The sequence below is a fragment of the Halanaerobium sp. ST460_2HS_T2 genome, assembly GCF_003337665.1.
Taxonomy (GTDB): domain Bacteria; phylum Bacillota; class Halanaerobiia; order Halanaerobiales; family Halanaerobiaceae; genus Halanaerobium; species Halanaerobium kushneri.
In genome coordinates this window covers 57,915-71,625 of record NZ_QPJF01000015.1, presented here as the reverse complement: position 1 = coordinate 71,625, position 13,711 = coordinate 57,915, and the positions used below count along the sequence as shown (strand labels likewise).

At 36.7% G+C, this 13,711-nt stretch carries 9 protein-coding genes; 5 read left to right on the top strand and 4 right to left on the bottom strand.

All coding sequences use genetic code 11. From position 1 onward, the window contains the following. The first annotated feature begins 24 nt into the window (after window positions 1–24). Entirely contained in the window at window positions 25–1,215 is a 1,191-nt protein-coding gene (locus DFR80_RS08595; RefSeq protein ID WP_076544304.1) for a glucose-1-phosphate adenylyltransferase, read from the top strand. After that, complete coding sequence (glgD, locus tag DFR80_RS08590) at window positions 1,216–2,370, top strand: glucose-1-phosphate adenylyltransferase subunit GlgD (protein WP_233493791.1); 1,155 nt, start codon at window positions 1,216–1,218, stop codon at window positions 2,368–2,370. A 66-nt stretch (window positions 2,371–2,436) separates the two neighbouring features. On the opposite strand, the gene DFR80_RS08585 is transcribed toward glgD, so the two are convergent. From DFR80_RS08585 to pulA, 4 genes are all read right to left on the bottom strand, one after another. Further along, complete coding sequence (locus DFR80_RS08585; RefSeq protein ID WP_114489745.1) at window positions 2,437–3,411, bottom strand: LacI family DNA-binding transcriptional regulator; 975 nt, start codon at window positions 3,409–3,411, stop codon at window positions 2,437–2,439. A 128-nt stretch (window positions 3,412–3,539) separates the two neighbouring features. Further along, on the bottom strand, window positions 3,540–4,991 hold the full coding sequence (gtfA, locus tag DFR80_RS08580) for a sucrose phosphorylase (RefSeq protein ID WP_114489744.1): 1,452 nt from the start codon (window positions 4,989–4,991) through the stop codon (window positions 3,540–3,542). A gap of 172 nt (window positions 4,992–5,163) precedes the next feature. Then, entirely contained in the window at window positions 5,164–7,065 is a 1,902-nt protein-coding gene (locus DFR80_RS08575; protein WP_114489743.1) for a DUF4914 family protein, read from the bottom strand. A gap of 142 nt (window positions 7,066–7,207) precedes the next feature. Further along, window positions 7,208–9,127 carry a type I pullulanase gene (pulA, locus tag DFR80_RS08570; protein ID WP_114489742.1) on the bottom strand — a complete coding sequence of 640 codons (1,920 nt, stop codon included), beginning with the start codon at window positions 9,125–9,127 and terminating at the stop codon, window positions 7,208–7,210. Between the two features lie 226 nt (window positions 9,128–9,353). On the opposite strand from pulA, the gene DFR80_RS08565 reads away from it, so the two are divergent. From DFR80_RS08565 to glgP, 3 genes are all read left to right on the top strand, one after another. Next, window positions 9,354–10,346 carry a carbohydrate kinase family protein gene (locus DFR80_RS08565; protein WP_114489741.1) on the top strand — a complete coding sequence of 331 codons (993 nt, stop codon included), beginning with the start codon at window positions 9,354–9,356 and terminating at the stop codon, window positions 10,344–10,346. Beyond that, window positions 10,339–11,823 (top strand): glycosyltransferase, encoded by a 1,485-nt coding sequence (locus DFR80_RS08560; protein WP_114489740.1) that lies wholly within the window; start codon window positions 10,339–10,341, stop codon window positions 11,821–11,823. Before DFR80_RS08565 ends, DFR80_RS08560 begins: the two co-directional genes overlap by 8 nt. 100 nt (window positions 11,824–11,923) lie before the next feature. Further along, window positions 11,924–13,534: an alpha-glucan family phosphorylase gene (gene glgP, locus DFR80_RS08555; RefSeq protein ID WP_114489739.1), complete on the top strand. Its 1,611-nt coding sequence runs from the start codon at window positions 11,924–11,926 to the stop codon at window positions 13,532–13,534. Window positions 13,535–13,711 lie beyond the last annotated feature (177 nt).

Sequence of the window (13,711 nt, the reverse complement as noted above, 5' to 3'; positions counted from 1 at the left end):
CAATTTTTAAAGGAGGTAATCAATATGCCAAAAGAAGAAATGCTGGCCATGCTGCTTGCCGGTGGCAAAGGGACCAGACTCGGAGTGTTAACAAAAAACATTGCCAAACCTGCTGTACCCTTTGGTGCTGAATATAGATTAATCGACTTTCCTCTTAGTAATTGTACCAATTCTGGAATAACTACTGTCGGTGTTTTGACCCAGTATAAACCACTGGTTTTAAACAGTTATATCGGCAGTGGGAGTTCCTGGGATCTTGATCGTCACAATGGTGGAGTTACTGTACTTCCTCCTTATGTTAAGGAAGGCGGTGGTTCCTGGTATAAGGGGACTGCAGATGCAATTTATCAGAATATAGAATTTATAGATATTTATGATCCAGAATATGTACTAATCCTCTCCGGAGACCATATCTACAAAATGGATTATGCAGAAATGTTAAACTATCATAAAACAAAAAATGCTGATGTTTCAATAGGAGTTCTGGAGGTTCCCTGGGAAGAAACCCATCGCTTTGGAATAATGAATACCAATGAAGATCAAAAAATAATAGAATTTCAGGAAAAACCAGAAAACGCTAAAAACAATCTGGCCTCTATGGGAATCTATATTTTTAACTGGGAATATTTGCGAAAGTATTTAATTGAGGAAGCCGAAGAAAATGATGATTCAGCCGGCGATTTTGGTCATAATATTATCCCAAAAATGATGGCTGATAATCTCAATTTCTACGCCTATACTTTTAAAGGTTACTGGAAAGATGTAGGAACCATTGAAAGTTACTGGCAGGCTCATATGGATCTTTTAGGAGAAAAGCCAATTCTGGATCTTCAGGATCGCAACTGGATTATTTACAGTGTTAATCCCAATCGTCCTCCACAATATCTATCCGAAGATGCTGAAGTAGATAATTCAATGATTAACAAAGGAACTCAGATTATGGGTACAGTTAAAAACTCGGTTCTCTTTTTCGGAGTTAAAGTGGCTCAAGATGCTGTAGTTGAAGATTCAGTTATTCTACCCAATACCAGAATCCGGAGTGGTGCTAAAATTAAAAATTCAATCGTAGGTCGAAATGTAATTGTCGAAAAAAACTCAAAAATCGGCCTGGAAACAGATGATAAAAAAAGTAATGAACTAAAAATAACAGTTATTGGTGATGATGAAGTCATCCCGGAAGCTTCAAATATTAAAGCAGGAATGGTGGTGGGATAAATGATGATGACACCGATCTACAAAAAAGGCGGAGCAAATATGAATAATGTAATGGCAATTATTAACAACGCACTTGATGAATCTTTTCTGGATAAGTTAACTGGACATCGTTCTCTGGCTTCTGTTCCTTTTGGAGCCCGCTACCGATTAATTGATTTCCCTTTGTCAAATATGGTTAACTCGGGAATTACCAATGTTGGGCTGCTTTTGCAGACTAAATATCGTTCTCTAATGGATCATATTGGTTTTGGCAAAGCCTGGGATTTAGACCGCAAAAGAAATGGTCTCTTTATCCTACCTCCTGCTCATATTTATCAGGCTAATCGGGCCTATAAAGGTGACCTGCAGAATTTTGCCAGTAATATTGATTATATTAAGCGCAGCAATCAGGAATATGTTATTATAGGAAGTCCCAATGTAGTTGCCAATATTGACTACAGAGACGCCTTTAAATATCATATAGAAAATGATAATGATATTACAATAATCTATCGTCAGCTTGAAGTTTTCCGTCGGGATACAACTTATACAGTAATCAATACTGATGATAATGATCGTATAATTGACATGAAGGTTAATCCCAAAAAAAATTTCTATAAAAAAATCTCCTTACAGCGCTATATTATGAAAAAAGAACTACTGCTTGATATAATTGACGAATGTATTTCTAAAGGAGAATGGGATTTTGTCAAAAATGCAATAATAGGCAACTTAAACAACTTAAAAGTCTATGGCTATCCTTTCCGTTCCTACGCAGCTGTAATTAACTCAATCAATGGTTACTATAAAAGCAATCTGGAACTTTTAAAACCAAATGTCTGGCAGGATCTTTTCCTTAAAAATGGGCCAATCTATACCAAACCTAAAGATGAGGCTCCCACTGGCTATAAAAATGGTGTCAACGCCCGGAATATTCTGGCTGCAAATGGCTGCTCAATTAAAGGTGAAGTTAAAAATAGCGTTTTATTTAGAGGAGTTAAAGTTCATCCAGGTGCCGTTATTAAAAACTCTATTATTATGCAGAAATCAGAGATTGGCGAAAATGCTTATCTGGAAAATGTGATTTTAGATAAAGGTGTTCAGATAACTGCTGACAAATCCCTTAAAGGCGATACCAACTTGCCCATGATAATTGCGAAAAACACCATAGTCTAAGCTTATTATACCCATAAATTATATTAAGGCAGGGAATTAACTAATTCCCTGCCTGTTTAATATCATTTAGGCTGACTCCCTTTTGATTAACTCGACATCCAGAATATTTTCTGTTTCTACTTCCTCACCCTCTACTGCCTTTAACAGCAGTTCTATACCTCTGCGAGCAATAGCTGCTGTAGGCTGCCGGATGGTTGTAATTTCTGGCCTGTAAAGGCGGGCCAGCTCAAGATCATCATAACCAATAACTTTTAAATCATCAGGCACCCTGATTCCATTATTTTCAGCCTCTTTGATTACTGCTGCAGCAATCAAATCACTGCTGGCAAAAATACCATCAATTTTTCTATTATTTCTAAAAATTTCTTTTGCTAATTTTTCATACTCCTGACGATTAAAACTATTTAACTGACACTGATACTTTTTTACTTTTAGGCCTTTTCTGTTTACTGTTTCTTTAAAGCCCTTAAAACGCTGGTTGGAAAGTAAGTCCAGTTCCAAACTACCTCCAATATAAACCAATTCTTCAGCCCCCTCTGCCAGCAAATGTTCTGCTGCCAGTCTGCCTCCTTTAAAATTATCTGAACAAATATAGGGAATTCCTTCGATCTGCCGGTCAAAAGTTAGCACAGGTAAGTCTACCTTAATTTCTTTAGCAATATCTAAAGTATGACTTGCCAGAAAAATTCCATCTACCTGCTGAGCTCGCAGCATATTTATATAATTTTTTTCTTTTTCGGCCTCCATTTGAGAGTTACAAAGCATTATTTTATAACCATTTTGGTAAGCATAATTTTCTAAATATGACAACAGGCTACTAAAAAAAGGATGATAAACCGCCGGCAGAATCACTCCCAAAATATCAGATTTCCTTTTTGAAAGTGACCTGGCTACTGCGTTAGGTCTGTAATTTAATTCCTCCATTACCTGATAAACTTTTTTTCGAGTCTCATCTGCTATATAGCCGCGATTATTAATAACCCGGGAGACTGTGGTCACTGTTACACCAGCTTTTTCCGCCACATCTTTTTGTGTAGTCATAGTTTAATACCTCCTGGATTTAAAAAACCAAAAACAAATAGTCTTTATTAATTTAAATTTTTAAACAGTTAAATTCCAATCATTTAATTTTAAACTCTTTAAATTTAAATTAAAGATCAAAGAAATATTTATAGTTTTAAGCTTTCCATTTTATCTTTTTGAGGATTAAAATAGTCTATTTCAAAACTGTTGCTGCTAAAATCTACATTTAAAATTGCTTTCGCTTCTTCCTTCTGCCAGCTAATTTTTAATTCTTCTTCCGATTCAGAATCATAAATAGTATAATTTCCATTAAAAGCTGGATAGGAGTTTCTAAATTCCATCAAATTAATCATTTTTTTCACTACAGGTCTTTTAACTTCATTTTCAATTTCTGCTTTTGAATAATAATGACGATTGATATTCCGACCTACCTTTGTTTCTTCCAGAAGTTCAATATCATTTTTTCCAGCCAGCATTCCCACATAATATACCTGGGGAATACCGGGAGCGAAAAACTGTACCGCTCTTGCTAAAAGATATGCATCATCATTATTACCCAGAGCTGAGTAATAACTACAATTAATCTGATAAATATCCAGATTATCATAAGCCTCACTACTGTAAACCTTTTTAACATTAGATCCCTGTTTATAAAGCATCTCTCTGGTTGCTTCTATTTCCTGATCTGTCATTAAATCCTTAACATCAACTACACCTATACCATCATGTGTATCCAGAGTGGTATATTGATTGTCTGGTGATTTTTTAAGCCACTCTTTTAGTCTTTTGGAAGTCGAACTATAAATTGAATGTAGTAATAGCATTGGTAGAGAAAAATCATAAACTGGATGACCTTTTTCTGCAATTTTAAGCTGAATCGAATGATGTTCGTGAATTTCAGGCAAAATCTCAACATCTTTTTCAGCCAGGATGTCTTTACAGTAGTCTAAAATTTCCCAGATATCAGGTTCAATAAAAAAACAGCTTGTACCAGCCTTTTTAACTGCATAGGCAAAAGCATCAAGTCTAATAATTGAAGCACCTTGAGCAGCTAAAAACTCCAGACTATTTTTGATAAACTCCTTAACTACATCAGATTCCATATTTAAATCCAGCTGTTCTTCCGCAAATGTACACCAGATTTTTTCTTCTGTACCATCTGCAAACTCAACATCAATATAGGGAGCACGAGGTTTACGTTTATAAATTAAATCAACTTCTTCCTCTGTTGGCTCACCATCTTCCCAGAAATCCTGATAACGAATAAAAAAATCAGCATATTTAGAGTCATCCTTATACTGCTGAAAATCTTTAAAGTACTCAGACTGCTTTGAAATATGATTAACCATAAAATCGAACATTAGATAATAATCTTCCGACAGCGCTTTAATATCATTCCAATCACCAAAGTCAGGATCAACTTCCCTGTAAGTAAGAGGTGCAAAACCTCTATCTGCAGAGGAAGGAAAAAAAGGTAAAATATGAACTCCTCCAACTGCCTCCTGAAAATGTTTATCAAGAACTTCTTTTAAATCTTTTAAATTTTTGCCCATACTATCTGCATATGTAATTAACATTATTTCATTTTTGGTTGCCAATTTAACCCCTCCAGAAATTTTTTGTTTATAAATTATATTTATATTTTATTATCTCTCAGATTATATGTCAAGCGCTTAACATATTCTATAAAAAAAGAAGGAGGTAGTCCCTCCTTCTATATTTTTAAGCTTTTTTTGATCTTGATTAAATAGAAAACTTTAAATAATATTTCTAAATTTGCCTGATTATTGGTTCACCTTCAATTAAATCACAGTAATCTTCTACCCCGCCATCATTAAGAGCTGTCTCAATTATTTTTCTACCAACTGGATCCAGTCCGGGTTCTAGATACTGTTCAATACACTTTTTAAAGAAATCAGAAAGAATTTTCCCTCCAATATCATAAGCTTTTTCGCCAACTTCAGGCTGACGATGAACCTGTAAGAATTCTTTTTCTATATGCTGCCCTTCGACCAGTAATTCCTGCAGAGAATAACCTAAAAGCGGCATTCTGGCTGGTTTCAATTGATCTTCAGTAAACCAGGCTCCTCCACGACGGGCTAAATACTCTCTAGTTATCCATTCTGGCATAAATCCTACTTTCCAGGCCCCAATATGCTGATTAGGTATTAATATATATTTTACTTTTGGAGTGTCCATAATCTGCTCCAGTAATAAATTAGCCTGATCTACTTTTTTACCGGTAGCAAATGGCCAGTAAGAACCTACACCTTCGGAACTCATTCCATCACCTGTAATAATACTTGGATTTCCGTGTCCCCTTGGAGCAACTAATCTCCATAACCAGGCAAGTGCTGGTGGAAGAACATGAAATAAACCCATAATTCCATAAGTAGGATTATCCTTAGTACAGGGAGGAACTCTCACCCCAAAACTGCGGACATCAATAGAAAGTGGTTCTTTTAAAACATCGGGGATAATATCACGCGGTATTGTTACCCTTGGGTTAGGACATGATTTACCCGGTTCATCTTCTATATGCTCCCAGATTAAAGCAGTACTATTTGGTGCAGCATCAATATTTAAAAATAATAATGGTTTATCTGGATTAGCACTAATTGCTTCCAGGTTAGGTTCAGTACCATATTTATCAATATGGTCAACTCTTACAAACCAGGAATTTTCTGCATCCATTAAAGTTAATTTGCCATTATCTTTTTGCAGTGAATTGTGACAGATTGCCATATCATCAGTCATTGGTCTTAAACCACAACCCTGTGGTAAAGTAATGTGGAATTTCTCATCTGTCATTAAGTTTTGACCAAAGAGCAGACGTCCGCTTCTTTCACGGTGCATATCTTCCAGCATCTCACTTTTACCACCACCACTGGCACCTTCGTGAGAAATATTGACAGTATTACCATATGGAGTCACAACCTGAACTGCAGAGCAGTGTAGAGTTACCCATTCTTCTTTTTCTCCCTGATTGATCAGCATACCATAAACTCCCTTTTTAGCACTGGGTCCGGGATAAAGATTATAGGCAAACATTTCGTATTTACTGTCCAATCGACGATGTACAACAACCTGTTCACCGTCAAAATGAGTATGTCTAAACGGTGGTGCAACATAGATATGAGAGGTAGGCTCAAATACTTCCTCTAACTCCCGGGTATCAACAATTCCCTGCAGCAATGAAAGACCAAACGCAAAAAAACCGGCATTTGCTGGCACCAGTGCCAGTGCCTTCACACCCAGTCCATTAGGTCCTGTTTCAAAAAAGAATAAAGCTAACTCCTGTGTCTTCAACCACTCAAAAGTCTCACCCCGCATATTCTTTTCAAAACTTTCTCCATATCGGTTTTCATATCTTTCTTTATCTGTTGGTTTATCATCCGCAATCAGCATACAGTTAGGATCACGACGGCGCATATAAGGTTCAGGATAATTGGCGGAAATACCATTGCGGACCTTACAAACTACAGCCTCCACCACCTCACCCTGATCGGGTATATCATACTTTACTTCCTGACAGCCATTTTTAGCATCTCTAACTGACAACTCAACCAGCTGCTGTTCATTATGAGCAACTGTGTATTTAGGACAGGCCTCCAGTAGTTCTTCAACTTCTTTTGGTAACTCAACGTTCTTTAAATTCTCATCTTTAATCATTCTTTACTCTAATACTCCCTTCTTTGTAATAAATTTTTTAAATTTTGTAAATAAGTAAAATTTGCCACAATTTAGTGCAAACGCTTCCCTACTCAAATACTTAGTATTAATTTTATCACAAGAAGAGAAAAGCTACAAGCATTTAATAACCTGTAACTAAATCTGCTGCATAGATTACCATTCCTGTAATTGGAGGTACCATTACTTCATGAGAATGAAAAAATCTTATTGGCTCTGTTCCAGCTTCCTTATCATCAACTACTATTGCCCAGGTTCTATCTTCTGGCAAATAAAACTGCTTCCATTCATGAGAAGGGTTTAACAAAACCAGAATTGTACTCCAGGCATCTTCATTAGCATTATTAAAGATACCATAACCAACTGTAGCAAATGGCGAATCAATAAAATGCAGTTTTTCTTTGATTTCTGTTCTATTACGAATTCTAAAAGCCGGGTGATGGCTGCGTAGATTAATCAGGCCCTTAACATAATTAAAATGATCTCGATAAGTTGTTTTCCTTTCCCATTTTAATTCATTTATCTCAATTCCAGAATTAAAGCTATTTTTGTCTCCAAATTTAGTCCGTAAAAATTCGGTTCCCGCCTGCATAAAGGGCACTCCCTGTGAGGTTAACAAGATTACCTGACCCAGTTTATGCATCTTTTGTCGCTGTTCTTCGTTAGCCCCTGGACAGGAACGGGCCAATTTATCCCAGAGAGTTAAATTATCATGAGAATCAAGATAATTAATACTTTCTCCCGGCTGCAGTGTAAAACCATATAAACGTCTTTCTTCTAAACCAATTGCTCCAATAACACCTTCGTCAATTTCTCTTTCCAGTCCAATCTCACCCTGAATAAAGCCCCTGCCAGTGCCATCACTATCACCTTTAAGAGCATTGCGAAAATTGTCATTAAAAACTGAAATCCCAGTTCCCCGCTGATCCCCCTTGCGAATTTGTTGATAGCGCTGCAGTTGTGGTTCCAGAGCTGTCCAGGGCTCTCCATAGATTAAAACTGATGGATTTTCTTTGCGCAGCTTATGTTCTGCCAGCAGCATTGTTTCTCGATCGATCGATGACATCAGATCAAAACGAAAGCCGTCAATATGATATTCCCGGCTCCAGTATAACAAAGAATCAACTATATATTTACGCATCATTTCCCGCTCAGTAGCAATCTCATTTCCACAGCCTGATGCATTAGCAAATTTACCATCCTCTGTAAATCTGTAAAAATAGTTAGGAAAAATCTTTTGAAAGGGAGAATTTTGGGTATGATAGGTATGATTATAGACTACATCCATTACCACTCCAATCCCATAAGAATGAAGGGTTTTAACCATCTTTTTAAATTCATAAATTCGACTTTCATTGGCAGGATCAGAAGCATAGGAACCTTCTGGCACCATGTAATATAAAGGATCATAACCCCAGTTATAATCTTCAGGGTCTGTATCATCAACAGATGCAAAATCATACACAGGCAGTAAATGTACATGAGTAACTCCAAGTTCCTTGAGATGAGCAATTCCGGTCAGCATTCCTTCTCGATTAATACTGTGTCTTTCAGTAAAAGCAGTATATTTACCCTGGTGTCTGATACCACTTTCTTTCGAAGCTGAAAAATCTTTAACATGAAGTTCATAAATAACCGCATCAACAGGGTCTTCCAACTCCACTTTTTTGTCATGAGTCCAGGTTGGAGGATAAACTCGGGAAGGATCAACTATCAGTCCATACTCACTGTTGGTTCCAACTGCTTTAGCCCAGGGATCAACAAAATTATATTCTCTGCGGTGAACTTTTAGCCGCAGCTGATAATATTTTCCATAAAATTTATGGGGCAATTTAGTCTCCCAGGTATCACTGAGGGCAGGCTGCATCTTATATTCAGCCAGTTTATTTAAGCCTCTGTCATCAGCATAGATTTCTATTACAGCTGACTGAGCAGGAGGAGACCAGATCTTATAATTTATACTGTCCTGATAAAACGTTAAGCCCAGATCATCTCCAGCATAATATAATTTAGCTGGTTTAATATTTAAATTTTGATTAAACATAAAAATCAACTCCACTACTAATAAGGTATTTTTATCAGATAGCATTAAGATTATTGATCAATTAATGTCAAATAAAATAGTTCTCTGTATTAATTATAATTCTTTATCTTTATTACTATTCCTGCTCTCAACTGAGATTAATTATTATAAAAAACAGGTTATTTAAAATTTATGTAGAAATAATATTTAAGAGTAGCTTTAAAATTAAAAATGTGAGGTGAGGCGATTGTTAACAATTCATGACAGTTTAAGTTTTGCAGAAAACGACTTTGATATAACTGCTTATGGAGAGGTTTTGCTGGATATGATATCCAGGGAAGAAGCACCGCTTAAAGAATGTGTTAATTTTACTCGTTACTTTGGTGGCTCCCCTGCCAATGTATTAGTAAATATGCAGCGCCTCGAAAATAGAACTGCTTTTATTAGTCGTATTGGTAAAGATGAGTTTGGCGAATATTTGACAGAAATTTTAGAAAATGAAGGCATCAATCTGGACTGTATGCAGTATGATCAGGAAGAGGGTACACCGATCATATTTGTTAATAAAAGTAAGGAAACTCCTTCCTGGCTTGCTTATCGGGGAGCAGATATTAATCTACAGATAAGTGACAGCATATATAACAAAATTAACAACTCTTCAATCTTTTTTACAGGCAGTTTTATTCTCTCAAAAAATCCGGCTCGTTCAACTGCTATTAAAGCTATTGAATATGCTATAAAAAAAGATAAATTTTTTGCCTTTGATCCCAGTTTCAGGGCTAACCTCTGGCCGGAAGGAAGCAAAGGAAGTAAAATTATCAGAGAATTAATTGCTCAAGCTGATGTAATTAAACCATCTCTAGACGACGCCTATCACCTCTATGGTCAGGACCATCCAGAAAACTATATAAAAAAATACCATAATGATGGAGCGAAAATTGTCATTTTAAGTCTGGGTAAAGACGGAGTAATTCTTTCAGATGGAAGCAATAAAGCTCTCCATATACCTGTTTTTTCCGAAAAAGTTATAGATGTTACAGGTGCTGGAGACTCATTTTGGGCAGGATTTTTGACCGGTGTTCTTAAAGGCCTGCCAGTTAAAGAATCAGCCAGACTTGGAAATGCAGTGGCCGCATTTAAAATTCAGGGAGTAGGTGCTCTTTCTTCAGTTCCACCATTAAGAGAAATAATATCTTTTTACGATATTCAGCCAATTGAAGGAGGTAATTTTAATGAGTGAAATTAAACATGTAGCATTTTTAAACCCTCAGGGTAATTTCGATCAAAATGACAGTTATTGGACAGAACATCCTGATTTTGGAGGTCAGCTTGTTTATGTTAAAGAAGTAAGTATGGCCCTTGCTAATATGGGGGTTAAAGTAGATATAATTACTCGTCAGATTAATGATCCAGAATGGCCTGAATTTAGCAAACTCTATGACAGCTATCCGGGTTGTGAAAATTTAAGAATAATTAGACTTCCTTTTGGCGGAGATAAATTTCTGGCCAAGGAAAAATTGTGGCCACATTTAAAAAAATATGTCGATGCTATCGCCGAATTTTATGATGAAGAAGGTGCCTTTCCCGATTTTTTTACAACCCATTATGGTGATGGAGGGCTGGCTGGTGTGCTGCTGAAAGAAAAAATGGAAACTCCATTTTCCTTCACCGGTCACTCACTGGGAGCTCAAAAAATGGATAAACTTAATTTTGCAAAAGAAAACTGTGAAGAATTAATTGAGCGCTTTAAATTTCACAGTCGAATTATTGCTGAGAGACTGTCCATGAAATTTTCCAATCAGATTATTGTAAGTACCTCACAGGAAAGAATGGAACAATATTCCCACTCTTATTATCAGGGAGCTGTGAACGTAGAAAACGATAAAAAGTTTTCGGTTATTCCACCTGGAGTAAATACTGATGTTTTTGATGGCAGTTATTCTGAAGCTACTGCCAGGATGATAGATCAGTACCTTGAGCGAGATTTGGAAGCAAATAGAGTTGATAAACCGGCTATTATCTGTGCCAGCCGTCTTGATCAGAAGAAAAATCATCTCGCTTTAGTCAAAGCCTTTGCCGGTGATCAGGAATTACAAAAGAAATCTAATCTGGTTATTACTCTCCGCGGAATTGAAAATCCATTTGAAGATTACAGCTCTGCTGCTGGAGAGGAAAAAGAAATTTTAGATCAAATAATGAATGTTATTAAAAATAATAAGCTTCAGGGTAAGATTTCAATGTTTCCTCTGAACAGTCAAAAAGAACTGGCAGAATGCTATGGGTATTTGTCAGAAAAAGAGTCCGTCTTCTCTCTAACCTCATTTTATGAACCATTTGGTCTCGCTCCAGTTGAAGCAATGGCAGCCGGATTACCAGCCGTTGTTACTAAAAATGGAGGTCAGAGTGAAATTATGGCAGATGACGAATTTGGTATTCTAATTGATCCTGAAGATCCTCAGGATATTGCCCGGGGCCTTAATAAAATTGTTGGCCGCCATGGAGTCTGGCGTGATTATCAGCTTAAAGCACGCGAAAGAGTTGAGACAACTTATACCTGGGAACAGACTGCTAAAAGATATCTTAAGGCCATGGAAAAAGGATTAAGCTATGAAATACCTGTAATCCACAGCGAAATTCCGGCCTATTATTTTTTACCTGATAGTGATAATGAACATAAACTGCTGGAAGAGTTTAAAGAAAAAGTATTTAAAAAATAGACATTTGCTGAAAATTTGATATAATGAACAAATAGGAATAGATATTATTATAAAATTTGTGCAATCGTTTGAGCAATTATTAATAGGGAGTGATTTATTAATGAACAATAATAAGCCGCACACAGCTTATTTCTGTATGGAATACGGTTTAGATGAAAACATGCGGATCTATGCAGGTGGACTTGGAATTTTAGCAGGAGACATTCTAAAAGCAGCAAAGGAATTTTCTTATCCTGTAACAGGAATTGGACTTTTATGGCGCAAAGGTTATTCAAAACAGGTAATAAATGATGAAGGTAGACCTGAGGATCAGCATCCTGTCAATAAGGAAATTTATGATTACGCTGAAGATACTGGAGAAACTGTTACCGTCACAATTAGAGATCAGGAGGTAACTTTAAAAATCTGGAAACTGGATAGATTTGATAATGCTACTCTTTATCTACTTGATGCAAATCTACCTGAAAACAGAAAGTATCAGACAATTACTGATGGTCTTTACGATGGTTTTAACGAGAGGAGAATTGCTCAGGAAATAGCTCTCGGCATTGGTGGAGTTAAAGCAATTCGAAAACTCGGCTTAAATATTGATATTTATCATTTTAATGAAGGTCATGCAGCCTTAGCAGGAACAGAATTGATTAAAGAAAAAATGGAAACAGGTATGGACTTCCATACAGCCTGGGATGATGTTAAAGATGATATTGTCTTTACCACTCATACTCCAGTTAAGGAAGGAAATGAATCTCACAGTCTTGACAGCCTCAAGAAAATGAGTGCTTTTAATGGACTAAGTAGAGAACAAATGAAAGAAATTGGTGACAGCCCCTTTAGTATGACAGTTGCTGGATTACGTCTGGCCAGAATTTCTAATGGAGTTGCCAAACTTCACGGACAGACTTCTCGTGAAATGTGGAAAGATGTTGCCGGTAAATCACCTATCATTTCAATCACTAATGGTGTTCACAGAGGTACCTGGGTTGATGATAGAATTATTGAAAATATGGGCGATCAAGAAGGAATTTACAGTACTCATCAGACAATGAAGCAGGAACTTGTTGACTTTGTCAAAGAAAAAAACGGAGCAGAACTTGATCCTGATAAGTTAATTATTGGCTTTGCTCGCAGAGCAACAGCTTATAAGAGACCAAATCTGATTTTCAAAAAATCCGATATCATTGATCCTTATTTAGAATCTGGAGAGATTCAGCTGGTCTTCTCCGGCAAAGCACATCCAACTGATGACAATGGTAAAGAAATTGTAGCCAATCTGGTTAAAAAAGCAAAAGAATTTCCTAACAGTGTAGTTTTCTTAGAAGACTACAATATGGAAATTGCCCGTTATATGACTCGTGGTGTTGATATCTGGTTAAACAATCCCCGCAAACCACTTGAAGCCAGTGGTACTTCCGGTATGAAAGCTGCCATGAATGGTGGTTTAAACTTGAGTATTCTTGACGGCTGGTGGGTTGAAGGTTGTGAACACGGAATCAATGGCTGGCAGTTTGGAGATGGCTATGTAGGTGAAGGTCAGGATGAAAGTGATCTTTATGCACTCTATAGAGTTCTATTCAACGAAGTTGTTCCAACTTTTTATGGTAACAAGGATCGCTGGAAAGATATGATGGCAGAAAGTATTAATACTACCTATGAAAGATTCTCCGCTAAGAAAATGCTGGAGAGATATTATGGGGAAATGTATAATAAATAAAAACAAAAAGATAATTAGCATAGTCTTCACGACGACTACAGCTAGATAAAATTAAGGCCTACCCTAACTCGTCTGACGGCCTCGATGGCCTAATGCTGAGCCGACCACGCGTTATTAAACGAAGACTCAGTGAGGCAACGGGTAGGCTTTTCTTAATTTTATCTGCTTTTACTCTGC